This is a genomic window from Streptomyces sp. NPDC021080, assembly GCF_044333225.1.
In the GTDB taxonomy this organism is placed as follows: domain Bacteria; phylum Actinomycetota; class Actinomycetes; order Streptomycetales; family Streptomycetaceae; genus Streptomyces.
Window position 1 is genome coordinate 50,661 of record NZ_JBIRQM010000007.1, and the last position, 25,610, is coordinate 76,270.

A 25,610-nucleotide genomic window follows, 5' to 3' on the forward strand; every position below is an offset into this window, starting at 1 on the left:
GGCGCCGCTCGGCTTGCTGTTGCCAGCAGTGTGCCACGCGCCCCCACAGCGTCACACGGCACTCTGCATTTTTCAGAGTGAGTCTTGCCAAGTGTTCGCGGCGCCGCGATAGTGGCAAGCGTGATTCCGTCCGCGCCGTTAGGAACAGACGCCGCCGAAGACCGGTCCGGTCTCCGTGCCGCCATGGGACAGCACCCCGGCGCGGCCGCCGATCGCCGGTTCCGCTTCGAGCTGGCCGCACACCCGGGCTCCGTGGCCCGGGCGAGACGCCTGAGCCGGTCCCGCCTGTCCGGATGGGCGGTGTGCGAGGACGACTGCGACACGGCGGAACTCGTGGTTTCGGAACTGGTCACCAACGCGATCGTGCATGCCGCCGGGCGACGTGTCGTCTGCGAACTGCAGGACGCCGGCGACCTGGTGCGCATAGCCGTGTGTGACGAGGGGTGCGCTCCCGGCGAGCCGCACCCCTCCCCGCGCCGGCCCGACGAGGAGCACGGGAGGGGATTGCTTCTCGTCGCGGCAGTGTCCAGGGCCTGGGGGGCCCAGGACACCGGGCCCGGCCTGCTGGTGTGGGCGGAGATCGCACGCTCCGCAGGCCGGGCCGAAAACATCGCCGGCGCCGTCCCGGAGACCCGGCCGGACGCGGGCGGCCCGGACGTCCGGAACAGTCCGGCCGTCCCGGCGGTTCCGGACGGCCCGAACGACCGGAACGGCCTCGGCGACCGGGGCGGCCCGGACGGCCGGCATGAACCGGACGCGCTCGGCGCCGGATTCGGGGACGGGCCGCGAACGGCGCCGCCGGGCCGGCTCCGCGAGGTCCGCCGCGACGCGGGTTCGCCCGACGTGGGCAACGGCCCTCGGGCGGATCTCGGCTGGAGCGCGAAGAAGCCCCCGAACGACGGTCGGGGCACGGGGGCGGAGGGATTCTGGGGGGCGGGAACCGTGGGGAACCCCCAGCCTCCCTCCGCCCGGGGCGGGAGTCAGGACCGCGATCCGCATCGGAGCGGGAACCCGTATCGAGACGGGGACCCGCGTCAGGACCGCGACCCGCGACGGGACCAGGGTCCGCGGCAGGCACGGGATCGGGATCGGGAGAGCCTGTGAGCCGTACGTCTGCGGCGGGGCCTGCGGCGCGGGTCCTGAGCCTGGACACGCTGGTCCGCGTGAACCGCGGACGGCGACAGCCCGGGCCGCCGAGGCGTCTCCCCGTTCCCGAGGACATGAGCGTGCCGTTGGGCTGCGACGCGGTGTCGGTACCCGCCCGGTTCGGACCGCTGCTGCTGGCGCGGCTGCCTCGTGTGGGCTGCATATACGCCGACGGGGCGCACTGGTGGTGGATCGTTCCTTCCGACTCCGATGTCGCCCTGGAGTGGCCGGCGCCCGCCCACTACGCCACGGGGGCGGTCGTGCCGGACTCACCTCGGATTCCCGGGCTCATCCACAAACCGGACGGCACGATTCCGTACACCCCGCCGATCCCCCTCTATCTGGCCCTGTGCCAGGTCACGGGGACGACACCCGCCTGGTCGCGCCCGATCAGCGCGTGACCCGCACGCCCTCACTCGACGCCGTCGGCACCGCCCACGACGACCAGGAACGCGTCGGAGGCGAGGTCCATGACGACCTCCGCCGCCTGCCCCTCCTGGCGGCGCGCCTGCGCGAACTCCTCCGCGGGCCACGACCCGCGCGGTCCACCGGCGGGAAAACGCTCCAGCACCCTTCGCCCGTTCACCCTCTACCTCCATGTCGCACTGCTGTGGAGAGTTAAACGCCTGTCAGGGGGTGAACGGCTCTGGCGGTGACGGTACTGAGACGAAGTCGACACCGGACAGCAGAACCACCGCGACGGAACCGGCCACATGTGCCTCCGGTGTCGCACCGGCCGGAACAGGTCACATGCGCCCCCGGCGTCACACCTCGACGGGACCGGCCGCACGCGCCCTCGGCGTCACACCGCGACGGGAGGCGTGGGCGCCGTCCGGAGACCCGCCCGTTCGCGCCGCTCGGCCAGTTCGCCGAGGAGTTCGGCGATGCGCTCGGTGTGCCGGGGCGTGAGCCTGCCGGTGTCGTCCAGCTGCACGGCACACGCCGTGGTCGTGTCGACGAGCCGCTCCAGAGTGGCCGCGACCGCGTCCGTGCCCACGGAGTGCCGTGCCAGGGCGGGGAGTTCGGCCGCGGCGAGATCGATCGCGGCGCGGGCCTCGGCGAGCGCTCGATAGGCCTCCCGGCGCAGGACCCAGCGGCCCGTACGGTCATCGGCCGTACCGTCGCCCAGGACATGGGCGAGATAGACGTCCGCCGCCTGCTCGGCCCGGGTGAGTCTCGCCCGCACGGTCCCGCCCCGCTGTCCGAGGGGCGGCAGGTGTCCGACGAGCAGGACGATCGCGCAGGCCAGCAGGGTCTCGACGATCCGGTTCCAGGAGGCCTGCGGCTCGCCGCCGACCATGACCAGAGCGAGGACGAGGACCGTGACGACGGCGGTCTGGGTGGCGAAGTGCCGGGTGGCCACGGGGATGAGGGCGCCGCTGACGGCGACCAGGGCGACGAACCCCTCCGGCCGCGGCAGCAGAAGGGCGAGCCCCGCGAAGACGACCGCGCCGAGAACGGTCCCCGCCGCCCGGCACAGCACGCGGGAGGCGAGCGGTCCGAGATCGGGCTTGACGAGGAAGACGGCGGTCGCGGGAAGCCAGTACCAGTGCGGGTGGTTGCCGTACCAGCGCGCGTGATGCAGGGCCTGTGCCACCGCGACGCTCGCGCCGAAGCAGAGGGCGACCCGGAGGCCGTACTCGCGTCCCGCGGCACCGAGCACGGTGCGGACGATGGAGCCGACGGTACGCCGCCGGCTGTGCAGGGCGTTCCCGGAGCCCCGGTCGAAGGTCTCGGCGGCGTGCAGCAGGGCGTCGTGCAGGGCGCGCAGCGCGGGTACGACGGGTGTGCTCCCGAGCGGGCCGGACCGGGCGCCGGGGACGGCGGGCGCCGGCAGCGGCCCGGTGGGGGCGCCCGTGCGGACGGCGGCCGCGAGCCGCCGGGGGCCCTCCGCGGCCCGTGCGGGCACTCTCTCGCCCGCCCAGGCGAGCGCGGTCGCCGCCTCGGCGAGCGGCAGGGCGGCGGCGTACTGGGCGTGCAGTCGGCGCTCGGCCGCCGAACTGGCGTACCGCCGCAGCCGGGGTCCGTCGAGCGCGTCCTGCGCGTGGTCGAGGGCCGCGGTCAGCGCGACGCGCCGCCGGGTCGCCTCGGGCCCGCCCACGGCGAGCAGCAGCGCGGCGATGGCGTCGTACACACCGGCGACGGCGTCCCGCTCCCCGTCGAAGCGGTAGTCGCCGGTGTTCACCGCGGTCGTCGGCAGCGCCAGCCGCAGCGCGAGCAGCCAGCCGGCCCCGCCGAGGAAGAGCAGCGCGCGCACCCACCCCGGTTCGGGCAGCGGCATCCCGGCCCCGATCGCCGAGGCCACCAGCAGCTGGGTCCCGGCACCGGAAGCCACGGGTCCTACGGCGCTGACGGCTCCGGCGAGCAGTCCGAGCCCGGTGAGGAGCAGGGTGAGCGCCACCGCTTTGGTGTGCTGTCCGGCGTACGAGCCGATGAGCAGACCGGCGGCCCCGGCGAGGGCCGGTACCCCGAGCCGTTCGACGGCGACCCGGCGGCTGCCCGGCCGGTCGTTGATCCCGGTCAGCATGGCGCCGAGGGCGGCGATCACTCCGAGTGGGGTACGGCCGCTCAGTACGGCCACGAGCAGCAGCGGCCCGGCGGCCAGCGCACCCCGTACGACCGCGTTCCAGGGAACCGGTCCGCGCTGGGCGCGCAGGGCGTGGGCGAGCCAGGGCGGGACGGCGGCGCGGTGGATGAGACGCACAGGGCTCCAGTCGGGCGAGGGCGGGGTGCCTTCGGGCGACGTCGGCCGGGCTCGTGTCGTTGCCAGGGTAGTGCGCACCGCCCGCGGACGACGAACGCGTTGATTTCCGCGGCGTGACATTTCACGGGACGGACGAGCAGAGCGTGAAAAGGGAGGGAGGGCGGGAGGAGGAGCGGGTCCGAGGGCGTAGCCGGCCCCCGGACCCTGGGGATGCCGCCATGTCGCACGCCGGCACGCTTGAGGACCCAGGTCAGTCGTTATGTCGCCGCGTCCTGCCTTTGGACCACCACGCATCGAGCTGCGCGGACTGGACTTGAACCAGCATCTCGGCGTACTGGGGCCTGGGCCCGGTCGATCCGGCGATCGGCGGCGAATACTGAGTCTGGAGCAATAGTCTGAGATTGATCACGGTCTGCCTCTGCCGAATTGGGCTACCGCGGCGCGTGGGCACTCCGTGGATCCGGAGTGCCGCTGGTGCCGCGGGGAGGGCTCGAACCTCCACTGGAACCGTGCATTCACGACAAGCTTCAGGTTCAGCTTGCGCTCCTCGCGCACCCCGGCCGTGGTGCGTTGTGGCCGGGGAGTTCAGAGGCTACCCCTGGGCGAACAGGTAGCCGAAAACAGCGTCGCCGACGCGCTGGTCGACGACGTCCACGCCGTTGGCCTCCTCGCGGGCGAACTTGACCGCCTGCTGCAACTTCTCCACGCGGTCGAGGAGTTCGTTCACGCGCCGCGCGGGCAGGGCGCCGGAGAACTTGACGGTCGTCCAGTAGCCGACGGGGATGTCCTCGTAGTACACCTCGACCTGGGCCGGGTGCTTCTCGGTGGCCTCGGCCTTGACGTGGTTCCGCGGGACCTTCTTCGTACGAAGGGTCCGCACCGGCTCGGTCTTCCAGGCGTCGGTGGACGGATCGCGCACCCAGGACTCGGAGGCGTCGAGGACGGGCAGCTTCCGTACGAAGGTGTTGAGATCGGTGAGCTGCTTCTCGAGGAAGAGCAGATAGGACACCGGCACCGCGGCGACGAGCACGCGCCCGTCCACCTTCACGTCGGCCGTCGCGGCACAGTTGGCCCAGTCCTTGGTGGCGGTCACGTCGAACAGCCGGGTCAGGGTCGCCGCGGTGTCCCGCAGCACGTCCTCGGCCTGCACCTGGACCCGGGTCGACTCGGGCGGCAACTGCTCGCCCTCCTCGTCCTTCGGCTGGTACGTCCGCGAGATGCCCGCGAGCAACGCAGGCTTCTGCAGGCCATGATGAGCGGCCGTCAGGTCCTGATGGGACTTGGACTTGATGCCCTTCTCCACTGCGATGATCTGATTGAGTTTCGCCACGTCGGTGACCGTAGCAGCGTCGGCGGGGATCACTCGACGCATTATTCGCCGGACCGGGACCGCACCCCGCGTGTCCGTCGCGCTGTTCGCCCGCGACGGGGACGGCACGCCGTGTGTCCGCGTGTCCGTGCGGCACACCCCGCGCGCCGTCGACGGTAATGGGGATGCACGGTAATGGGGATGCGCGGGCCCGCCTCGGACCCGCATCATCGGCAGGTTGTCCCTCACTCCGTCGACAGGCCCGCCCACAGGGAGCCCCCATGGTCCAGCGCGTCACCGTCCCCAGCCTCTTCGCACCGCCCGTCTACGCGCACGCGTCCGTCGTGGAGGCGGGCACGAAGCTGGCCTTCCTCGCCGGGTCCGTGCCGCTGGACGCCGACGGACAGCTGGTCGGCCCGGGCGATCCCGTACGCCAGGCCGAGCAGGTGCTGGCCAACCTCGACGAGCAACTGCGTGCCGTGGGCAGCGACATGGCCCATGTCGTGTCGACCGACGTGTACGTCGTCAGTGGTGAGCCCGCGGTCCTGTCCGCCGTCTGGAACGTCGTCGAGGCCTCGGGACTGAGCATCGGCCCGCACTCCTCGACCCTGCTCGGTGTGGCCTGTCTCGGGTACACCGGACAGCTCGTGGAGATCACGGCGACCGCGGTCGTACCCGAGACGTAACCGGCGACTGCCCCCGAGACGCAACCGGCGACCGCCCCGAAGCGGAACCGGCGGTCTTCCTTGAAGCGGAGCCCCCGGTCGCCCGCGCGGCGGAACCCGCGGCCGGGATCGAGCCCGACCACGCCCGACACCGCAGACCGCCTACGGGAAGCGCGTTCTCAGCCCCGCGGACCGCGCCGCCGTGATCAGGACCTGCCGCAGCATCGTGGGGGTGAGCCGCCCGGTGAAGGTGTTCCGCTGACTGACGTGGAAGCAGCCGAAGAGCTCGACGGAAGCGGGGCCGGAGACGGAAGGGGAAAGGGAAGGGAAAGGGGAAGCGGTCGCCGACGGGGACTCGGACGAGAGACCGGAACCGGTGTCGGCACCGGCGCCGCTGTTCGGAGCGTCCGGTTCCGGCCGCCGTACGAGCGTCACACGCGCCCCGTGCGCGAAGGCCGGACGTGGCCGGGGCACCGTCCACCCCGCCCCCGCGAAGGCGGGCAGGGCCGCCTGCCAGCCGAAGGCCCCGAGGACGACCACCGCGCGCAACGTGGGCCGCAACAGCCGTAGCTCCCTGACGAGCCAGGGCCGACAGGTGTCCCGCTCCTCGGGCGTCGGCTTGTTGGCGGGCGGCGCGCAGTGCACCGGAGAGGTGATCCGCACCCCGTACAGCTCCAGCCCGTCGTCCGCGCTCACCGCGATGCCCTGCGAGGCGAGCCCGATGTCGTGGAGCGCCGCGTACAGCACGTCACCCGACCGGTCCCCGGTGAACATCCGTCCGGTCCGGTTGCCGCCGTGCGCGGCCGGTGCGAGCCCCACGACGAGCAGGGAGGCGTCGGTCGGCCCGAACCCGGGCACCGGACGCCCCCAGTAGGTCTGGCCGGCGAACGCGGCACGCTTGGTGGCGGCCACCTCTTCGCGCCACGCGACGAGCCGCGGGCAGGCCCGGCAGCCGGCGATCCGCGTGTCGAGGGCGGTGAGGTCGGCGGAGCGGGCCGCGCCTTCCGCCGGAGCGCTGCTGTCCACCAGACCACCGTACGGCCGGCCGGCGCCCGACCCCGGCTCGCCCCTCCGCCCCCATTGCTTGCCGCCCACCGCCCCCTCCACCGTGATCGACCGGACAGGTCCTAGGTCATCTCCGCTCCCAGCGCCAGGAACCCGCAGATCAGCAGGAAGAGGATGCCGAGGAGAGGCCAGATGAAGCGGAGGTACTTGTCGTAGCCGACCTTGGCGAGGGCGACGCCTCCGATGGTGACGGCGGTGGTGGGGACCCAGAGGTTCATCCAGCCGCTGGCGGCCTGCCAGGCGGTGACGACGACGGCACGGGAGACGCCCGCGAAGTCGGCGAGGGGGGCGAGGATCGGCATGGCGAGGGTCGCGTGGCCCGAGGTGGAGGGGATGAGGAAGGCCAGCGGCAGGTTCACGATGAAGACGATGATCGCGAAGAGACTGGAGGAGGTGCCCTCCACGACACCCTCGATCGCGTGCAGGACCGTGTCGGTGATCTTCGAATTGTTCATGATCACGGTGACTCCGCGGGCCAGCACGATCACCAGCGCGGGCGACATGAAGTCCGCGGCGCCCTGGATGATCGTCGCGCTCAGCTTCTGCTCGCCCATCCGCGCCACCACCCCGACCAGCACCGCCGCGCACAGGAACAGCGCCGCCAGCTCCGGGAAGGACCAGCCGAGCTCGAACCCGTACGGCCGCGCGTCCGCCTTGCCGGTGAGCGCGCTGGACCACGGCACGACGGAGAAGATCATGAAGGCGAAGACCAGCCCCGTGGTGACGAGGACCGCTTTGTGCAGACCGGTCAGCTCGGGAACCTCGCCCGCCGCTTCCCGGGCGTGCTCGCGGTCCCCCGGCAGGAACCCGGTGATCGAGCGGTCCGGGTTCTTCCGCACCCCGCGCGCGTACCGGATGACGTATCCGATCGTGACCGCCGTCAGCACGACCCACATCGCGAACCGCAGCACGATGCCGTCGCCGAGCGAGATGCCTGCCGCGGACGAGGCGACGCCCGTCGCGAACGGGTTCACCGTCGAGCACAGCACCCCGATCCCGGCACCGAGGATGATCGTGCCGACCGCCACCATCCGGTCGTAACCGAGCGCCAGCATCAACGGCACGATCAGCCCGTAGAACCCGAGCGTCTCCTCGGCGAACCCCTCCACCGTGCCGAGCACCGAGAACACCAGCATGATGCCCGCGATGAGCAACGCGCCGCGCGCCCTCAGCCGGTGGGCGAGCAGACCGATACCCCGCTCGAGCGCGCCGGTCGCGAACACGACCGTGATGAACGCCCCGATGGCGAGCACGAAGAGGAACACCCCCGCGCTGCCGTACAGTTCGCCGGCGAACTCGGGCCCGACCTGCGCGGTCTTCTCGTCCAGGATTCCGTAGAGGCCGTTGACGGGTGCGAGGAAGAGGTCGTTGAGACGGTCGACGAAGCTCTGGCCCGAGTCGACGCGGTGATACGTGCCCTGGATCGGCCTGCCCTCGGGCGTACGGTCGTACTGCCCCGCCGGGATCAGGAACGCCAGTGCCCACACGGCGATCGTGACGATCGCGAGGACGGTCAGCGCGCTCGGGAACGTGAACGAGCGCCGGTGCGGCGGCTCTTCCGTGTCGGGCCGCCCGGTACCGGCCGGGGTCGTCACCGGTCCGCCCTGTCCCTGCTCACGCTCCCGCTCATGCGCCCGCTCCCGCTCCCGTGCGGAACCCGGCGAACGTGACGGAGTGGGCGGAAGGGGCGGCGTGGACGGCTGCGAGTGCTCCGGATCGGCGCGGAGACCGTCCGTCAGCGTCGTCCTGCGCTGCTGTCTCCACCCTCGGTCCCCTCTCCTGTTCCCCGGACGGCTTCACCGACAGCCTCCGCCCGCCTTGCGGGCGACGCATCCGGTGTGGTCCGTGCGACGGAAAAGGCATGCGGTGCGCCGGGCCGCGGGCGTTAGAGTCGGGTCATGGCTTCTCAGGGTGCTGACGGGGAGATGAAGGGCGCGGGTACCGAAGGCGGGCGCGGCGCGGACGGCAGGAGAACCGCCACGGGCGGTTCGGGAACCACTTCCGGCACCGGCTCCAGGACCGCTCCCGGAACGGGCTCCAAAGCGTCCGCTCCCCAGAGCGCCCCCAAGGCCTCCGGGGCCGACTCCAAGGCTTCCGGGACCGCCTCCGGGGCCGCTCCCGCGACGGCTTCCGAGACCTCCGCCGCCGTCGCCGCCGGGCCCGCCGGCGGCGAGAGCGTGCGGGTGGACGCCTGGATCTGGTCCGTCCGTCTCGTCAAGACCCGCTCGATCGGTGCCACAGCCTGCAAGGGCGGTCATGTTCGGGTCAACGGGGAGCGCGTCAAGCCCGCGTACTCGGTCCGTGTGGGCGACGAGGTGCGCGTGTGGCACGAGGGCCGTGAACGGGTCGTCGTCGTGAAGCGCGTGATCCGCAAGCGGGTCGGCGCCCCCGTCGCCGCCGAGTGCTACGTCGACAACAGCCCACCGCCTCCGCCGCGCGAGGCCATGGCCCCTGCGGGTATCCGGGACCGGGGCGCGGGACGCCCGACCAAGCGGGACCGCCGCGAGATGGAACGCCTGCGGGGCATGCAGACGGGCTCGTCCGGCCCCATCAGAACCTCGGGCCCCTCCACCGGTCCGACCGGGTCCGCTGGGACGACCGGCGCGACCGGGTCCGCTGGGACGACCGGGTCCGCACGCTCCCCCCGCCACTGAACCTTTTCCCGCGCCCGCTCCTTTCCCCCTCCCTCCCCCTTCCCTCCCCCACCCCGCTACCCACCGGCTCAGAAACTCCCCTCACCCGGCTCAAGGGCTCCCCCGGTCCAGGGGAGCCCTGCGGAGTCCCGGAGCAGCCCTTCGTTCTTGGTCCGTCCGTCCCGCCCGCTGTCACGCCCGCTGTCCCACCCGTCGGCGCACCAGACGGAGCAGTTCGGTCGTGTGGCCGCGCCTGGCCCAGGCGATCAGGCCCAGCGGCAGCATCAGGACGAGCGGGGTCGCCACGTACGGGCCGTGGACGACGGTGACGTTGACGATGAACGCGCCGACCATCAGCGCGCCGAGCGCCATCGCGGCCACGGAGTCCAGCAGCGGGACCAACAAGGCCAGCCCTCCGGCGAGTTCGAGGGCACCGATGATGTACATGCCGGTGTGCCCCCAGCCCAGCTTGTCGAACGCCTCCGTCGCCGAGGGGTGGGCGATCAGCTTCGGAAGAGCGCTCGCGAACGCGTAGAACAGGCCGAGGACGGTCTGCAGGGCGGTCAGGGAGACACCGGCGGCACGGGATCGGGGGGTGACGGCGGCACGGGTGCCGGTGAGGGGAAGAGTGGTCTCGGACACGGTGGTCTCCTGTGGGAAGCGGTGACTGCTTTCACAGAGGTAGACCTGGGCACTGCCGGGAACTCATCGGTGCCGAACGGGATTTGTCGCGCCCGGTGGCCGTACTCGGCGCACTCGCCGCTCTCCGCCGAACGGGGTCGTTCCGCTCGGTGGCCGCCGCTCACCCCTTCACGGCCCTCACCCATATCCCGTCGTCCGTCAGATACCGGTCCACCCTGAGCCCCGCCTCCGCCAGCGCCTCCTCGAAGGCGTCCTTCGTCAAAGGGCGGGACAGAAACGTCTGGGTCCAGGTGGCGTCCGGGAACAAGTACTCCGCGCGCACCGAGTTGACCCCGTCCCCGACGGGTTCGGCGGACACGATGCGTACGACGAAGCCGGACGGGTCCGTGCGTTCGCGGGGCACGTCGGTGTGGTAGTTCTCGCCCTCGCGCTGGATCAGCACACAGCCGTCGTCCGCGACATGGCGAGCGCATGTCTCCAGGAGCGCCCGCCGCACCCGGACGTCTCCGGTGTGCACGAGGAACGACGCCAGCAGCACGACGTCGAACGTCTCGCCGAGGTCGAGGTCCTCGATGCTGCTGTGTATCCGGCGCGCTCCTCGGACGTGTTCCAGCATGTCGGCGGACTCGTCCACCGCGGTGACCGCGAAGCCGAGTTCCAGGAGCGGGTGGGTCATCCGGCCGACCCCGCTGCCCAGTTCCAGGATGCGCGCGGCGGCGGGAACGGCAGCGGTGATGATGTCCGGTTCGGTTCCGACGGGCAGACGGGTGTAGAGCTCGACCGCGCAGCCGTCCGGTGTGACGGCACCGGGCCCTGTACCCTCGTGTCCCTGACGCATTTCGATCCTCATACCCGTCCAACGGACGGCTTCCGCAAGCTCGTTCCCCCCTCCCGTCACTCGTTCGAGTGATGGGTTCGAGGGACATCCGTCCGAGTCCGGGATCCGGCGGGACGGACTACAGCGCGAACCAGCCCCGTCCTCCGTACCAGTGCCCGCCCCCGCGCAGATGGTCCACGACCGCGCGCTCGACGCTGTTGCGGAGCGGCAGTTCGTCGAGCGGGAGGTCCGGGTCGCCGAAGACGAAGCCGATGGGCACCGTGTCGTCCGGGGTCTTCTCCTCGTGCACCGGGTGGAAGCGGTCCTGGAAGCGAATGATGTTGGAGTCGGCCGGCAGATAGCGCTTGAGCTGTGGGTCGAGGAGCCAGGAGTCGCAGACGGCTATCTCGTGGTGTTCTTCGGGATAGTGGCGGGCGAAGAACTCGCGGGCCAGGGTGAGCGAGCGGTCGCACGCGGCCGGGGAGAGCGGGCCGCGGAAGTCGGTGATGTGCAGGCTCAGGCAGGGGGTGCCGGGGTCCGCGTCCAGCCCCGCCGCCTCGACGGCGCCGGCCGTGCGCCGCCCCAGCAGCGCCCGCTGGAACTGGAGCCGGCCGAGCTGGAACAGCTCGCCGTGGAAGTGCAGGGCGATCCACCAGGGGAACAGCAGTCCGGGGCCGCCGGCCCTTCTGTGGTGCACGGACACATGGCGGCCGAGGTCGGCGAGCGTGCGCCGTGACACGTCCTCCGGCACCCCTCGCTCCCGGTGGTGGGCGCGGACGTGGGGAAGCGCCGCTATGAAGACGTACAGATGGAAGCAGCGGCCGAGAAGTCCGGCCGTCGCGGGGAACGCGGGCGGTTCCCAGCCCTTCCCTATGTCGCCCATGTCCCGGACGAAGCGGGTGACGCAGCGGGCGAGGAGGGTCATGGCCTCCGGATCGGCAGCCAGCCGGGCGCGCAGTGCGACGAGTTCGTTGATGTGTTCGTGGGGCACGGACAGGTCGAGCAGGATGTCGGGCAACGCGTCGGCGTCCGGGAGCGTCGCCTCCCGCGGGGCGGGAGCCCCGCTTTCCAGGTCTCTCAGCCACTCGGCGGTCCTCGCGTCCGCCCTCAGCGCCTCCAGCAGCACCGTCGCCTCCCCCGGCGGCCGTCTGCGGACCGCGCTCCCTTGGTGAACGTGCACCACGAAGAGTACGTTTCCTCGTAGGAGTGGTGATCCTGATGCGTACGGGCAGTGAACCGGTCACAGCGCGCAGTGCTCTGCGGATGCGCCTGTGGCTGAGCGTGTGGGGCCTGGTCTGGGCCATCTTCGGGACGGTCGCGTTCATCCTGGTGGGGCGGCCGGGGTGGGCGGCCGCGTGCGCCGTGCTGTGGGTGGTCGTCACGGTCGACATGACCATGATCCTTCGGCACATCCGGCAGGGCCCGCACTACCAGCCGGGCCGTGACGTCCCGCCGTACGAGCCCGTGGACGAGCGGCGCGTGTACCTGCCTCCGGAGCGGCGCCGGCCGTCGAGGCCGTCGCATCCCTGAGACGGCCGGGCGCCGGGCACTCGCACCGCCCCGTACGGATGCGCTGTGCCGTGCCCCGAACCGCGCGGATGCGCTACGTGTCGAACCGCGCCGCCTGCAGATACTGCGGCTTCGGATCGAGCGCGGCCGCCAGCCTGAAGTGCCGCTTCGCCTGTTCGGGGCGCCGCTGGCGCTCGTAGGTCCGGGCGAGCGCGAAGTGCGCGAACGCGTTGTCCGGCTCGCGCTCCAGGACGATCGTGAACTCCAGCTCGGCGGGCCGCAGTTGCGCGGCGGCGAAGAAGGCACGCGCGCGCAGCAGCCGGGCTGCGGTGTTCTCCGGGTGGGCGGCGATGACAGGGTCGAGCAGCTTCACCGCACCCCGCGGGTCGCGCGCGGCGAGCAGCTGCTCGGCGGCGCGGAAGTCGATGACGTGCGTCTCGGGAGTACGTCCGATCGATCCGCTGGTCTCGGGCACGGCAGAGTCCTTCCCTCGCTGCAAGGGTTCAACGCCCCTTTCGAGGGGTGCTATTCCTGGGGCCGGCGGGCTCTGCGCACGAGATCGGCCCATACGTCCCCTACGCGCCGCTCCAGTTCCTCCAGCGGTACGTCGTTGTCGATGACGATGTCCGCGATCGCCAGACGCTTGTCGCGCGACGCCTGCGCGGCCATGCGCGCACGGGCGTCCTCCTCGGTCATACCGCGCAGGCGGACGAGGCGGTCGAGCTGCGTCTCGGGGCGGGCGTCGACGACGATCACGAGGTCGTACAGCGCGGCCAGGCCGTTCTCCGCGAGCAGGGGCACGTCGTGGACGACGACGGCGTCCTCGGGCGCGGTGTCCTCGAGGGCGCGCGAGCGGTCACCGACCAAGGGATGGACGATCGCGTTGAGGACGGCGAGCCGCTGCGGGTCGGCGAAGACGATCGAGCCGAGCTTCGGCCGGTCCAGGCCTCCGCCGGGAGCGAGGACGTCCTCGCCGAAGGCGTCGACGACCGCCGCCAGCCCGGGAGTTCCGGGGGCGACGACCTCCCGCGCGATCCTGTCCGCGTCGATCAGCACCGCGCCGTGCTCGACGAGCAGCCGTGACACTTCGCTCTTGCCGGCGCCGATACCACCGGTCAGGCCCACCTTCAGCATGCCTCGCAGCTTAGGCCCTGCCACTGACAGGCCCTCGCTCCGGGAGCCCCGGAAGCCGGGAGGCGAGGGGTCAGGCGTCGCCTTCGCGCTCCGCCAGGAACCGCTCGAACTCCTGGCCGATCTCGTCCGCCGAGGGGATGTCCACCGGTTCCGCGAGCATGTTGCCGCGGCTCTCGGCGCCCGCGGCGGCGTCGTACTGGTGCTCAAGACCCTGGACGAGCGCGACGAGTTCCTCGTCGCCCTCCTGGATCTGACGGTCGATCTCGGTCTGGGTGCGGTGCGCCTCGGTCCGCAGGGCGTGCGCTATCCCGGGCAGTACCAAGCCGGTCGCGGCCGTGATGGACTCCAGGACGGTCAGCGCCGCGTCCGGGTACGCGGAGCGCGCGATGTAGTGGGGCACGTGCGCGGCGACACCGAGAACGTCGTGGCCGGCCTCCATGAGGCGGTACTCGATGAGCGACTCGGCGCTTCCGGGGACCTGCGCCTCGTCGAAGGGGCTGCGGTGGCCGGGTACCAGGTCGGTGCGGTTGCCGTGCGGGGTCAGACCCACCGGGCGGGTGTGCGGGACGCCCATGGGGATGCCGTGGAAGTTCACGCAGAGGCGGACCCCGAGCCGCTCCACAATCTGCTGGACGGCGGCGGCGAAGCGCTCCCACTCGGTGTCCGGTTCGGGCCCCGACAGCAGCAGGAACGGCGCGCCGGTGGCGTCCTGCACGAGCCGTACCTCGAGAGTGGGCTCCTCGTACTCGGTCCAGCGGTCGCGCTTGAACGTGAGCAGCGGACGGCGGGCGCGGTAGTCCACGAGCCGGTCGTGGTCGAAGCGGGCCACGACCTGGTGGGGCAGCGAGTCGAGCACCCGGTCGACGATCTGCTCGCCGGTTTCGCCCGCGTCGATGTATCCGTCGAAGTGGTAGAGCATGACAAGACCGGCCGACTCCTGGGCGAGTGCCATGTCGACCACGGCCAGGCCCTTCGGCTCCCATGCGTACAAACCCTGCGGATCAAGCACTGTGACCGCTCCTCCTCGTGTTCGTACTGCACAACGTGGCACGGAGCACGGACATTCCCGTCCCGCGCCGGGACCGCACAGCGAGCCGGGGAGCGCGCACCGAATCCTGGACCGCACGCGAAGCGGGCCGCACGGCACCATGAGCACGCACGGCACACGGGACACACACGGGACACAGCAAAGCGGGCCCGCACCGAATCGGTGCGGGCCCGCTTCTTTCAGCTACTTGCTAGCGGTGAGCTTTCAGCTCTGGCCGCCGGCGAGCTTCTCGCGGAGGGCGGCGAGCGCCTCGTCCGACGCCAGGGCGCCGGAGTTGTCGTCCGACTCCGAGGAGTAGGAACCGCCACCGGAGGCGGCCGGAGCCGCGCTCGTGGAGGTGGCACCCTCGGCCTCGGCCTGCGCGTCGGCCTCGCGGGACTTGATGACCTGAGCCTGGTGCTGCTCGAAGCGCTGCTGCGCCTCGGCGTACTGGTTCTCCCACACCTCGCGCTGAGCCTCGAAGCCCTCGAGCCAGTCGTTGGTCTCGGGGTCGAAGCCCTCGGGGTAGATGTAGTTGCCCTGGTCGTCGTACGACGCGGCCATGCCGTACAGGGTCGGGTCGAACTCGACCGAGGCCGGGTCGGCACCGAAGGACTCGTTGGCCTGCTTCAGCGAGAGGCTGATGCGACGACGCTCGAGGTCGATGTCGATGACCTTGACGAAGATCTCGTCGTTGACCTGGACGACCTGCTCCGGGATCTCCACGTGGCGCTCGGCCAGCTCGGAGATGTGGACCAGACCCTCGATGCCCTCGTCCACGCGGACGAACGCACCGAACGGAACGAGCTTCGTGACCTTACCCGGGACGACCTGACCGATCTGGTGCGTACGGGCGAACTGCTGCCACGGGTCTTCCTGCGTCGCCTTGAGCGACAGGGAGACGCGCTCGCGGTCCATGTCGACGTCGAGAACCTCGACGGTGACTTCCTGGCCGACCTCGACAACCTCGGAGGGGTGGTCGATGTGCTTCCAGGAGAGCTCGGAGACGTGCACCAGACCGTCGACGCCACCCAGGTCCACGAAGGCACCGAAGTTGACGATCGAGGAGACGACGCCGGAGCGGACCTGACCCTTCTGGAGGGTCGTGAGGAACGTCTGGCGAACCTCGGACTGGGTCTGCTCCAGCCAGGCGCGGCGGGACAGGACCACGTTGTTGCGGTTCTTGTCCAGCTCGATGATCTTGGCCTCGAGCTCCTTGCCCACGTAGGGCTGGAGGTCGCGGACACGGCGCATCTCGACGAGAGAAGCCGGCAGGAAGCCACGGAGGCCGATGTCGAGGATGAGACCACCCTTGACAACCTCGATGACGGTGCCGGTGACGATGCCGTCCTCTTCCTTGATCTTCTCGATGGTGCCCCAGGCGCGCTCGTACTGGGCGCGCTTCTTCGAGAGGATCAGGCGGCCTTCCTTGTCCTCCTTCTGGAGGACCAGGGCCTCGATCTCGTCGCCGACCTTGACGACCTCGTTCGGGTCGACGTCGTGCTTGATCGAGAGCTCGCGGCTCGGGATGACACCTTCGGTCTTGTAACCGATGTCGAGCAGGACCTCGTCCCGGTCGACCTTCACGATGACGCCGTCGACGATGTCGCCGTCGTTGAAGTACTTGATCGTCTCGTCGATCGCGGCGAGGAAAGCTTCCTCGTTACCGATGTCGTTGACCGCAACCTGCGGGGTGGTGGCGGTGGTCTCGGTGCTGCTCGTCATGTGGGAAAGGGCTCCGGTACGGACAGTGAGTCGTAGGTACTGCTTACGCCGGGAGCCCGTTTCGCCCTGTAGAAGCCGGACAGCCAAGGAAGCGCCCGATCCGGCACAGCCGGGAGGCGCCTCGAGAACCGAGGGGACATACATACAGATGCGAGCACAGCCTGCTACGTCTGAGGAGCGCAGGCCCGCAGCGCAACTTGTAGCATACGGGGGCAGCCGGGCAGGGTCAATGCGCGAAGGCGCACACCCGGGGCGGATCGCCGCAATCCCGGCACAAGACCTGTCTCACAAGGCCACGCGGGCAGTGGAACGCCTCTGTCGTGACACGCCCGAGACGGGTTGGACGGAAGAGTACGACGAGGGAGCCGATCATCCAAGAGCCTGAACCGCTCGAACCGGAAGCCACCCGACGTGATGCGGATCTCATCGAGAGTTCCCGGGCGAATCGGGGCTGGTGGGACCGGAACGCGGACGACTACCAGACCGAGCACGGCACGTTCCTCGGCGACGACCGGTTCGTGTGGTGTCCCGAGGGTCTCGACGAGGTGGAGGCCGAGCTGCTGGGCCCCGCGGAGGACCTCAAGGACAAGGACGTCCTGGAGATCGGCGCCGGCGCGGCCCAGTGCTCGCGCTGGCTGGCCGGGCAGGGCGCGCGCCCGGTGGCCCTGGACCTCTCCCACCGCCAGCTCCAGCACGCGCTGCGCATCGGGGGCCCCGTGCCCCTCGTGGAGGCGGACGCGAGCGCGCTGCCGTTCGCGGACGGCTCCTTCGACCTCGCGTGCTCGGCGTACGGCGCGCTGCCCTTCGTCGCCGACCCGGTGCTGGTGCTGAGGGAGGTCCGCCGGGTCCTGCGCCCCGGCGGGCGTTTCGTCTTCTCCGTCACGCACCCGGTCCGCTGGGCGTTCCCGGACGAGCCGGGCCCCGAGGGACTGTCGGTGTCCGCGTCCTACTTCGACCGCACCCCGTACGTGGAGCAGGACGAGGAGGGCCGCGCGGTCTACGTCGAGCACCACAGGACGCTCGGCGACCGGGTGCGTGACGTGGTGGCCGGCGGCTTCCGCCTGGTCGACGTCGTCGAGCCCGAGTGGCCCGCCTGGAACACCCAGGAGTGGGGCGGCTGGTCCCCGCTGCGCGGGAACCTCATCCCGGGGACGGCGATCTTCGTGTGCGAACGGGACTGACCTACGGGATCCGTGAAGAACCGCCCGTGACGACACCAGCGGACGAAGGGGAGCCGATCCGGCTCCCCTTCGTCGTGTCGCGGTGCGGTCCGCGCGGGTGGAGCCCGTCCCCGGGTTCGTGCGCGGCCGGTCCGGCGCTCGTACGAGACTGGGGGCGTGATCCGTTACGAAGCCCTGGACGCGCTGCCCGTGCGCGGTGCCCTGCCCGCCGTGGACGAGGCCCTGGAGGGGCACGGCGGCGCGGTGCTGGTGGCGCCGCCCGGCACCGGCAAGACGACGCTGGTACCGCTGGCCCTGGCGGGTCTCCTGGACGACGGGCGGCCGGCGCGGCGGGTGGTGGTGGCCGAGCCCCGGCGGATCGCGGCGCGCGCCGCCGCCCGCCGGATGGCGTGGCTGCTGGGCGAGGCGGTCGGCGAGAGCGTCGGCTTCACGGTGCGCGGGGAGCGGAAGGTCGGCCCCCGCGCGCGCGTGGAGGTCGTCACGACCGGGGTCCTGCTCCAGCGGCTTCAGCGGGACCAGGAGCTCGCGGGCGTCGACGTGGTCGTCCTCGACGAGTGCCACGAGCGGCATCTGGACGCCGACACGGTGGCCGCGTTCCTGCTGGACGTGCGGGCCGCGCTCCGTCCCGAACTGCGGCTGGTCGCCGCGTCCGCGACGACGGACGCCGGGGGCTGGGCACGGCTGCTGGGCGACGCGCCGGTCGTCGAGGCGGAGGGTGTCTCGTATCCGGTCGAGACGGTGTGGGCTCCGCCCCCGCGCGCGGTACGGCCGCCGCACGGGATGCGGGTGGACCCGGCGCTGCTGGCGCATGTGGCGTCCACGGTGCGGCGGGCGCTGGCCGAGCGCCCGGGTGACGTCCTGTGCTTCCTTCCCGGGGTCGGGGAGATCGCGCGGGTCGCCGGGCAGCTGGGCGGTGTCGGGGACGTCGACGTTCTCCAGGTGCACGGGCGGGCTCCGGCGGCCGTGCAGGACGCGGTGCTGACGGCGGGTGCGCGGCGCCGGGTGGTCCTCTCGACCTCGGTGGCCGAGTCCTCGCTGACGGTTCCGGGGGTGCGCGTGGTCGTGGACTCGGGGCTGGCGCGGGAGCCGCGGGTGGACCACGCGCGCGGGCTGAGCGCCCTGGCGACCGTACGGGCCTCGCAGGCGGCCGGACGACAGCGGGCCGGGCGGGCCGGGCGTGAGGCTCCGGGCACGGTCTACCGGTGCTGGGCGGAGGCGGAGGACGGCCGTCTGACACCGTTCCCCGCCCCCGAGATCAAGGTGGCCGACCTGACGGCGTTCGCGCTCCAGGCGGCCTGCTGGGGCGATCCCGGAGCGGCGGGGCTCGCCCTGCTGGATCCGCCGCCGAGCGGGGCGATGGCGGCGGCGCGGACGGTCCTGTCGGCCGTGGGCGCGGTCGACGCCGCGGGGCGGGCCACGGAACGCGGTGTGCGCATGGCGCGTCTGGGTCTGCACCCCCGGCTGGCGCGGGCCCTGCTGGACGCGGCCCCGCTGGTGGGCGCGGCGCGGGCCGCCGACGTGGTCGCCCTGCTGAGCGAGGAGCCCCCGCGCGAGTACGGCGACGATCTGGCCGCGGTCTGGCGCACCGCCCGGCGCGGCGGCGACGCCTACGCGGCCCGCTGGCGCGCCGAGTCCCGGCGCCTTCGCGCGGCGGCGGCCGGCCTCACCCCGGCACCCGCGTCCGCTTCTCCGTCCGCCTCTCCCCCTCCCTCCGCCTCTCCGTCCGTCTCTCCCTCCGCCTCCGCCTCCGCACAGGCGCCCGCACCCGCCCCCGGCCGGGCGCTCCGCCAGGCGTCCCCCTCGGGCTCCCCTTTCTCCGGCTCCCCTTCCTCTCCGGGCGTGCGCGCCAAGGAGACGGAGACCGGAGAGGACGGCCGCCGTGCCCCGGCGGGCGGCGGGGCAGGCGCGGAGCCCGGGGACGACCGGGTCGTCGGGCTCGTCGCCGCGCTGGCGTTCCCCGAACGCGTCGCGCACCTGAGGGGCGGCTCCCATCTCATGGCCGGCGGAACCCGAGCGGACACCGGTGAGGGATCCGTCCTGCGCGGTGCTCCCTGGCTCGCGGTCGCCGTCGCCGACCGTCCCGTGGGCAGGGGGCACGCGCGCGTGCGGCTCGCGGCGGTGATCGACGAGCAGACGGCACGACGGGCCGCCGCCGGTCTGTACGGCGAGGGCGAGGAGGTCCACTGGGCCGAGGGCGATGTCGTCGCCCGGCGGGTGGAGCGGCTGGGGGCGGTGGAGCTGGCCGTGCGGCCGCTGCGGGACGCGGACCCGGGTCTCGTACGGGATGCACTGCTCGAAGGGCTGCGGGAGGAGGGCTTCGGTCTGCTGCGGTGGTCGGCGGACGCCGAGCAGTTGCGCAGGCGGCTCGCGTTCCTGCGTCTTCGGCTCGGCGATCCGTGGCCGGACGTCCGCGACGACGCCCTCCACGCGCGCGTGGAGGAGTGGCTGGAGCCGGAGCTGAGCCGTGCCCGGCGGCGGGCCGACCTGGCGCGGATCGACGCAGGGCAGGCGCTGAACCGGCTGCTGCCCTGGGCGACGGGGGAGGCGGCCCGGCTCGACGAGCTCGCGCCCGAGCGGATCGAGGTCCCGAGCGGGTCGAGGATCCGCGTCGACTACACCGACCCGGCGCAGCCGGTGCTCGCCGTGAAGCTCCAGGAGATGTTCGGGCTCCAGGCGTCACCCGCCCTGGCCGGCGTGCCCGTACTCGTCCATCTCCTGTCTCCGGCGGGCCGGCCCGCCGCGGTGACCGCCGATCTCGCCTCCTTCTGGAAGGACGGCTACAAGGGCGTGCGGGCGGAACTGCGCGGCCGCTATCCCAAGCACCCGTGGCCCGAGGACCCGGCGACCGCCGAGCCGACGCGGTTCACGAACGCGCGGCTCAGGCGCTGACGGGCTCGGGGTCGGCCGCCGGGGCGGGCGTGGGTTCGCCCGGCCTGCGGCCGCGGGCCTCCAGGTACAGCGAGAGGGACAGCAGGGCCGCGCCCAGGAGCAGGAAGCCCCACGGGAGGTAGGAGGTCATCATCAGGACGAGCGTGCGGTTGGACTTGACGAGGTCGACGGTGTGCCGGATGTAGTCCTCGCGCATCTTCACGTCCCCGGAGAAGGCGGTCACCTTGTCCCGGCCGCCCAGGAGCGTGCCGCCGCGCAGCTCCTCCTTGTGGATCTCCTCGCCGTAGACGGGTGCCCCGGTGACCGGCTCGACCCAGAACTTGCGGACGGTGGTGTACCAGCGGGTGGTGCCGGTCTTGGCGAGGGACTCGGGGGTGACGCCCTGGACGGGCATGACCTTGGGGAACTTCACCTTGGTCCAGGGGATGGTCTGCTCGAAGTAGTAGACGTCGACGCCCCGGAAGGTCCGGGTGCCCTTGTAATGGATGGGCGCCGAGGTGCGGGTCTGCGCGTCGAAGTACTCGTAGTCCCGTTTCTCGGTCCTGAAGGGCCATTTGAACTCGATGCCCTGGCGGGTGACGGGGTCGCCGTCGACGGACTCGCCGGTGGCGTGGACGGGTTCCTGGCTGTGCGCGTCGAAGATGTAGCGCTCGGGGAGCTTGGAGACCATCTTCCCGTCGGGGCCCTGGACGTAGGAGAGGGAGTCCCAGACGACGACGTCACGGCCGGCGGTCCGCTCGATCTTCTCGGAGGCCTCGACGTCGCCCTTGAGGGTCTGGACGACGGTGACCTTGGAGACCTTCCTGGCCTTCATGGTGCCGTAGTCGAGGAGGGTCGCGTCCTTCGCCTCGAGAACCATGTCCTGGTACTGGCCGGCGGGGATCTTGGCCAGGCGCGGGAAGGCGTACCAGCGCAGCAGCGGGGACAGCGCCGCGAAGAACACGGCGAGCGCGAGCAGGATCAGGCTTGCCTTGCGGCGCATCTCGACGGCCCTCCCGGTGCGTGCGTCAGGGGTGCTGGGGGACGGTGGTGAGCAGCGGCTTCGGCGAGGTGTGTCCGGCCGGCGAGCCCATGGCCGTGATGGTCAGGACCAGCGCGAGTGCCGCGGCGAGGCCGGTCGCGGCGGCGATGAGGGCACGCATGCGGGCCTCCCGGGGCCAGGAGCTGATACACCGTCAGGTCCGGCACCGTAGCAACGGCGGGGCGAGATGAGAACACGTCGCGCCGCAACGGATCAGGGCGCCCTCGCGGCGTGAGCCGGGAGGGCGCCCTGGAGGCGAGCCGTGCCGCGCGGTGGCGGCTGCGTTCTAGGAAGCGGTGGGAGAGGCCGTGGGAGTGGCGGTGTCGGGGGCGGCGGCCACCGTGAGTTCGACGGTCAGGGTGGCCCCGCCCGCGGTGGTGATGCGGAGCAGGAAGGTGCCGGTGGTGTCGTCGGCGTACAGCTTCGGCAGCTTGAGCAGGCCGTCCGCGTCCGTGGTGAGGGTGGCGAGGGTGCGTACGGGTTTGCCGTCCGCGTCCTTGAAGTAGGGGCCCTTGTCGCTCTCGCCCGCGTCGTCGGCGGACTTGATCAGGGTCGCGGTCGCGGCGACCTTGCCCGCGGCGGCGCCCTTGTAGGTGGCCTTGACCTCGATCCGGTCGGCGAACTCGCCGCCCGGGACGCAGGTCGGCGGGGTGTCGCCGGTACGGGCCAGGGTGTCGGCCTGGCGCTCGGTGACGCTCGCCGTGTAGTCGAGGCCGGCCATGACGCGGCCCACGACGGTGACGCGGACCGTGAAGTCGCCCGTCTTCTCACCGGCCACGAGGGCGGGCGCGGTGGCGACGCCGCCCGCGTTGGTGACCAGGGTGGCGACGCTCTCCCCGCCGGTGAAGGTGGCGTCGGTGTCGCCGACGATGGAGAACCGCACCCGGACCTTGGCCACGGGCTTGCCGGCCTTGTCGTCGGTGCGCACCGCAACCTTCTGCGCGAAGGTGTCCCCGGCCGTCGCCGTGAGCTTCCCGGCACCCGCGTTCGTGAGGTGGTCCACCGTCTCGGTGGGCGTCGGCGTGGGAGTGGGCGTGCCCGTCGGGGGCTGCGTGGGCGGCGGGGTCGGGGTGGCCGGCGGGGTCGGGGTGACGGGCGGGGTCGGCTTCGGGGTGACGGGCGGCCGGGGGCTGCTCGGCCCGGACGGCTGCGGGGGCGTGGGCGTCGGAGTCGGGTTCGTCGTCGCCGGCTCGTCGCTGCCGTGCGAGGGCAGCGCGCCGGTGCCGTCCGGCACCTCGTGGGTGCCCTTGCGGTAGTACTCCAGCCACGACAGGACGGTGGTGAGGTACGCCGTCGAGTTGTTGTAGCTGAGGATCGCCGCGTTCATCTGCGTCTGGACCGACATGTCGTGGTCGAAGCGGCACAGGTAGTGCCCGGCGGCCAGCGCCGCGTCGAAGATGTTGTTCGGGTCCTTCTTGCCGTCGCCGTTGCCGTCGCGGCCCGCCCACGCCCAGGTGGAGGGGATGAACTGCATCGGCCCCACCGCGCGGTCGTACGTGCTGTCGCCGTCGAACGCGCCGTGGTCGGTGTCCTTGATGCTGGCGAAGCCGTTGCCGTTCAGGACCGGGCCGAGGATCGGCGAGAAGGTGGTGCCGTTCGCGTCGACGCGGCCGCCGCGGGCCTGGCCCGACTCGACCTTGCCGATGGCGGCCAGCAGCTGCCAGGGCATGTTGCAGGTCGGCTTCGACTCGTGCAGCGAGGCCTCGGCCTGCTTGTAGGCGGCCAGCACGGTCGCGGGGATGCCCGCCTCGGCGGCGCCCGTGGCGGCGGGCGTGCCGCTTCCCGCGCTCGCGCTCGGCGCGGGGTTCGGGCTCTGCAGCGGCGGAAGGTCCGTGTAGTAGCGCGAGTTGCCGGACGCGGTGCCGTCACCGCCGGTGCCACCGGCGCCCAGGCCGAGGTCGGCGCCCGCCGACTGTCTGCCGTGGTCGTCGACGGTCACTCCCGGGGCCTGGGAAGCGGACAGAGCCGCGACCGCGACCGCGGCCACAGCGGTGGTTGCCGCGCCCTTGCGCAGCCTCCTGCCGAATTGCGCCGCCATCGACCGAACCCCTCCCACGGACGACCGGCGTGACCTGTCGTCGCTCAGACCTGTGCGATACCGCTGACTCCGGCCGCGCGCCCCGCACGGCAACCCAGGTGACCCTACGACAACTTCCGTTGTCCGGGGACCTGTTCGTGCCCGATATTCACCAGTTGGCCATGTACCGTCGTCCCACATACTGGCCGCCGGTGATCAACGACTCGACCGGATCCGGTCAACAGGTGACACAGGGGGACGATTTGCCCTTCACTCTCAGTCACGCGGCCGCCGTGCTGCCCGCGATACGGGAGAACGGAAACGGCCGCGGCCGATTGATTCCCGCCGTTCTCGTGACGGGTTCCTTCGCTCCCGACATGACCTACTACGCGGCGAGCGTAGTGCCCGGCGCGATGGAGTTCGGCACGTTCACCCACTCGTTCACCGGTGTGTTCACCGTCGATGTGCTCATCGCATGGATGCTGGTGGGCGCCTGGCTGCTGCTGCGCGAGCCGCTGGTGGCGCTGATGCCCACGGCACGACAGGGGCGCACGGCACAGCTCCTGCGCTGCGGAACCGCACGCGAGCCGGTGTGCACGCCGACCGCTTTGTGGTGGTACGCCTCCGCGGCACTCGGCGCGCTGACCCATGTCGTGTGGGACGCGTTCACCCATCACGACCGATGGGGAGTAGAACTCTTCCCCGTCCTCGGGCGGACCCTCGCGGGCCAGCCGCTCTATTGGTACGTCCAGTACGGCAGTTCGGCGGTCGCGGCCGTGATGATCGTGTCCTTCGTCGTACGTGCGCTGCGCCGCGCACCGGACGGCCCCGTCGTCGCGGTGCCCGTCCTGTCCACCGCCGACCGCCGGCTGGCCGCCGTGGTGATCGGCGGCCTCGCGCTGGCCGCCGCGGTGCAGCGGGCGGTGCGCTGGTGGGCGTACTGGAAGTCCGTCGCGAAGCCGTGGGAGCTCATTCCGCCGCTGTGCTTCGGCGGAGGCGCCGGCCTGGTCCTCGGCCTGTGCCTGTACGTCGCGGCGGTCAGGATCTGGCGTCCCGCTCCGGCTCGTCCCGGCCCCGCTCCGGCGCGTACGGAGCCGAGCCGTCCCGGCGCTCGCTGACCGGGATCCCGGCGGCGAGAGCACGCAGCAGACCGCGTCCCCGGCCGAGACTCCGGTGCAGGGCCCGGGCGACCCGCTCGACGACGCGGGCGCGGTACGGCATCGTCGGATGGTCGTACGACAGGACGATGACACGGTAGCTGCGGGCCGGGCCGGTGAAGGAACCGATGCCATGGACGCGCCCGCCGTTCGCGGCCCGCGGCAGCCGGCCGGTCCCGATGTGCGCCCCCAGCCCGCGCGAGAGGCCGAAGAACGCGCTCCGGCGCCGGCCGTCACGGAGCCGGGAGAGCGGCCGGAGGAAGTGCGCGCCGGACCTCAGGACCGCGCGGGCGCCGTCGACCACGGCCGGCAGCCGGAGCCGGCCGCTCGTGGGGCGGGCCCGGCCGCCTCCCGTGTCGTCGCGCACCGACACCAGGACCGTCCCCGGGCGCGCGGACAGCGCCGCCTGGAGATCGCGGGACAGCCGGGCCCCGAAGTCCTCCTCGCGGTCCTCGTGGCGGGAGGAGAGACCGGACTCCGGCAGCTGAGCCGTGGCCGCTCCGGCCGCGACCGCGGGCACCGGCGCGAACAGCACCGGGACGACGGCCGCGGCCACCGTCGCGGTCGCGACCACCACGGTCGTGGCCATGGCCGTACGGCGGTGGACCGCGCGTAAACCCAGGGTCGTACGGCGGTGCAGCGTGCGTATACCCATGCCCGCATCCTTACGTCACCCTGCGGACCGGGGCTCCCCGGAAGAACCACACGGGTGACGGCCGCACGGGCACGCGCCCCGGGCCGCCCGGCTCAGGGACGAAGACACCCCGCACGGGAACGAAGAGCACCCGGCGCCGGGCCGAGGAACACCTGGCGCAAGGCCGGGGAAGCACCTGGCGCGGGACCGAGGACGCCGAAGGGCCGTGGGGGGGGGGGCCCCCGGGGGGGGGCCCCCCCCCCCCCCCCCCCCGCCCCCCCCCCCGGCCCCCCGCCGCCCCCCCCCCCCCCCCCCCCCCCCCCGCCCCCGCCCCC

The 25,610-nt window shown here is 72.3% G+C and carries 24 protein-coding genes; 8 read left to right on the forward strand and 16 right to left on the reverse strand.

Translation table 11 applies throughout. The features are described 5' to 3' along the window. Window positions 1-183 precede the first annotated feature (183 nt). Both ACH4S8_RS18515 and ACH4S8_RS18520 read left to right on the forward strand, forming a co-directional pair. Window positions 184-1,104 carry an ATP-binding protein gene (locus ACH4S8_RS18515; RefSeq protein WP_398395171.1) on the forward strand — a complete coding sequence of 307 codons (921 nt, stop codon included), beginning with the start codon at window positions 184-186 and terminating at the stop codon, window positions 1,102-1,104. Further along, complete coding sequence (locus ACH4S8_RS18520) at window positions 1,101-1,547, forward strand: hypothetical protein (RefSeq protein WP_398395173.1); 447 nt, start codon at window positions 1,101-1,103, stop codon at window positions 1,545-1,547. Before ACH4S8_RS18515 ends, ACH4S8_RS18520 begins: the two co-directional genes overlap by 4 nt. 11 nt (window positions 1,548-1,558) lie before the next feature. Here ACH4S8_RS18520 and ACH4S8_RS18525 read toward each other — a convergent pair whose 3' ends face one another. From ACH4S8_RS18525 to ACH4S8_RS18535, 3 genes are all read right to left on the reverse strand, one after another. Next, window positions 1,559-1,732, reverse strand: coding sequence for a hypothetical protein (locus ACH4S8_RS18525; RefSeq protein WP_167347429.1), 174 nt, complete (start codon window positions 1,730-1,732; stop codon window positions 1,559-1,561). A gap of 216 nt (window positions 1,733-1,948) precedes the next feature. After that, window positions 1,949-3,850 carry an FUSC family protein gene (locus tag ACH4S8_RS18530; RefSeq protein ID WP_398395175.1) on the reverse strand — a complete coding sequence of 634 codons (1,902 nt, stop codon included), beginning with the start codon at window positions 3,848-3,850 and terminating at the stop codon, window positions 1,949-1,951. Window positions 3,851-4,442: 592 nt separating this feature from the next. After that, complete coding sequence (locus ACH4S8_RS18535) at window positions 4,443-5,180, reverse strand: hypothetical protein (protein WP_398395177.1); 738 nt, start codon at window positions 5,178-5,180, stop codon at window positions 4,443-4,445. Window positions 5,181-5,440: 260 nt separating this feature from the next. Here ACH4S8_RS18535 and ACH4S8_RS18540 point away from each other — a divergent pair, with 260 nt between their 5' ends. Continuing rightward, complete coding sequence (locus tag ACH4S8_RS18540; RefSeq protein ID WP_398395179.1) at window positions 5,441-5,845, forward strand: RidA family protein; 405 nt, start codon at window positions 5,441-5,443, stop codon at window positions 5,843-5,845. A 141-nt stretch (window positions 5,846-5,986) separates the two neighbouring features. Here ACH4S8_RS18540 and ACH4S8_RS18545 read toward each other — a convergent pair whose 3' ends face one another. After that, complete coding sequence (locus ACH4S8_RS18545; protein WP_398395181.1) at window positions 5,987-6,850, reverse strand: uracil-DNA glycosylase; 864 nt, start codon at window positions 6,848-6,850, stop codon at window positions 5,987-5,989. 101 nt (window positions 6,851-6,951) lie between these two features. Next, window positions 6,952-8,484, reverse strand: coding sequence for a YfcC family protein (locus tag ACH4S8_RS18550; protein WP_398395183.1), 1,533 nt, complete (start codon window positions 8,482-8,484; stop codon window positions 6,952-6,954). Between the two features lie 303 nt (window positions 8,485-8,787). Here ACH4S8_RS18550 and ACH4S8_RS18555 point away from each other — a divergent pair, with 303 nt between their 5' ends. After that, entirely contained in the window at window positions 8,788-9,543 is a 756-nt protein-coding gene (locus ACH4S8_RS18555; RefSeq protein WP_398395185.1) for an RNA-binding S4 domain-containing protein, read from the forward strand. 171 nt (window positions 9,544-9,714) lie between these two features. On the opposite strand, the gene ACH4S8_RS18560 is transcribed toward ACH4S8_RS18555, so the two are convergent. From ACH4S8_RS18560 to ACH4S8_RS18570, 3 genes are all read right to left on the reverse strand, one after another. Next, complete coding sequence (locus ACH4S8_RS18560) at window positions 9,715-10,164, reverse strand: DoxX family protein (RefSeq protein ID WP_398395187.1); 450 nt, start codon at window positions 10,162-10,164, stop codon at window positions 9,715-9,717. A gap of 160 nt (window positions 10,165-10,324) precedes the next feature. Continuing rightward, entirely contained in the window at window positions 10,325-11,002 is a 678-nt protein-coding gene (locus tag ACH4S8_RS18565; protein ID WP_398395190.1) for a class I SAM-dependent methyltransferase, read from the reverse strand. 118 nt (window positions 11,003-11,120) lie between these two features. Next, the gene (locus tag ACH4S8_RS18570) at window positions 11,121-12,164 is read right to left on the reverse strand and encodes an acyltransferase domain-containing protein (RefSeq protein WP_398395192.1); all 1,044 of its coding nucleotides are present in this window, start codon (window positions 12,162-12,164) and stop codon (window positions 11,121-11,123) included. Between the two features lie 35 nt (window positions 12,165-12,199). On the opposite strand from ACH4S8_RS18570, the gene ACH4S8_RS18575 reads away from it, so the two are divergent. Continuing rightward, entirely contained in the window at window positions 12,200-12,511 is a 312-nt protein-coding gene (locus ACH4S8_RS18575; RefSeq protein ID WP_398395194.1) for a DUF6343 family protein, read from the forward strand. Window positions 12,512-12,584: 73 nt separating this feature from the next. Here the strand turns inward: ACH4S8_RS18575 and ACH4S8_RS18580 are convergent, their stop codons facing one another. The 4 genes from ACH4S8_RS18580 to rpsA form a co-directional block, all read right to left on the reverse strand. Then, window positions 12,585-12,965: a tetratricopeptide repeat protein gene (locus ACH4S8_RS18580; protein WP_359020344.1), complete on the reverse strand. Its 381-nt coding sequence runs from the start codon at window positions 12,963-12,965 to the stop codon at window positions 12,585-12,587. Between the two features lie 50 nt (window positions 12,966-13,015). Next, window positions 13,016-13,624: a dephospho-CoA kinase gene (gene coaE, locus ACH4S8_RS18585; RefSeq protein WP_398395197.1), complete on the reverse strand. Its 609-nt coding sequence runs from the start codon at window positions 13,622-13,624 to the stop codon at window positions 13,016-13,018. Window positions 13,625-13,694: 70 nt separating this feature from the next. After that, window positions 13,695-14,633: a PAC2 family protein gene (locus ACH4S8_RS18590; protein ID WP_398395199.1), complete on the reverse strand. Its 939-nt coding sequence runs from the start codon at window positions 14,631-14,633 to the stop codon at window positions 13,695-13,697. Window positions 14,634-14,876: 243 nt separating this feature from the next. Next, a complete protein-coding gene (rpsA, locus tag ACH4S8_RS18595) occupies window positions 14,877-16,376 on the reverse strand; it encodes a 30S ribosomal protein S1 (RefSeq protein WP_339128754.1) in 1,500 nt (499 codons plus the stop codon). A gap of 320 nt (window positions 16,377-16,696) precedes the next feature. Here rpsA and ACH4S8_RS18600 point away from each other — a divergent pair, with 320 nt between their 5' ends. Together ACH4S8_RS18600 and ACH4S8_RS18605 are read left to right on the forward strand one after the other, a co-directional pair. Next, a complete protein-coding gene (locus ACH4S8_RS18600) occupies window positions 16,697-17,557 on the forward strand; it encodes a class I SAM-dependent methyltransferase (protein ID WP_398395202.1) in 861 nt (286 codons plus the stop codon). A gap of 156 nt (window positions 17,558-17,713) precedes the next feature. Further along, window positions 17,714-20,446, forward strand: a complete 2,733-nt coding sequence (locus tag ACH4S8_RS18605) for an ATP-dependent RNA helicase (RefSeq protein WP_398395204.1) — start codon at window positions 17,714-17,716, stop codon at window positions 20,444-20,446. On the opposite strand, the gene ACH4S8_RS18610 is transcribed toward ACH4S8_RS18605, so the two are convergent. The 3 genes from ACH4S8_RS18610 to ACH4S8_RS18620 form a co-directional block, all read right to left on the reverse strand. Beyond that, window positions 20,436-21,428, reverse strand: a complete 993-nt coding sequence (locus ACH4S8_RS18610; protein WP_398395206.1) for a DUF3068 domain-containing protein — start codon at window positions 21,426-21,428, stop codon at window positions 20,436-20,438. The genes ACH4S8_RS18605 and ACH4S8_RS18610 overlap by 11 nt on opposite strands. Window positions 21,429-21,453: 25 nt before the next feature. Then, window positions 21,454-21,588, reverse strand: a complete 135-nt coding sequence (locus tag ACH4S8_RS18615) for an SPW_0924 family protein (RefSeq protein WP_398395208.1) — start codon at window positions 21,586-21,588, stop codon at window positions 21,454-21,456. Between the two features lie 165 nt (window positions 21,589-21,753). Continuing rightward, entirely contained in the window at window positions 21,754-23,505 is a 1,752-nt protein-coding gene (locus ACH4S8_RS18620; RefSeq protein WP_398395210.1) for a lytic transglycosylase domain-containing protein, read from the reverse strand. A 242-nt stretch (window positions 23,506-23,747) separates the two neighbouring features. Between ACH4S8_RS18620 and ACH4S8_RS18625 the strand changes: the two genes are divergently transcribed. Continuing rightward, a complete protein-coding gene (locus tag ACH4S8_RS18625) occupies window positions 23,748-24,602 on the forward strand; it encodes a DUF4184 family protein (protein ID WP_398395212.1) in 855 nt (284 codons plus the stop codon). Here the strand turns inward: ACH4S8_RS18625 and ACH4S8_RS18630 are convergent. Beyond that, window positions 24,523-25,296: a hypothetical protein gene (locus ACH4S8_RS18630; protein ID WP_398395214.1), complete on the reverse strand. Its 774-nt coding sequence runs from the start codon at window positions 25,294-25,296 to the stop codon at window positions 24,523-24,525. The genes ACH4S8_RS18625 and ACH4S8_RS18630 overlap by 80 nt on opposite strands. Between the last annotated feature and the right edge of the window lie 314 nt (window positions 25,297-25,610).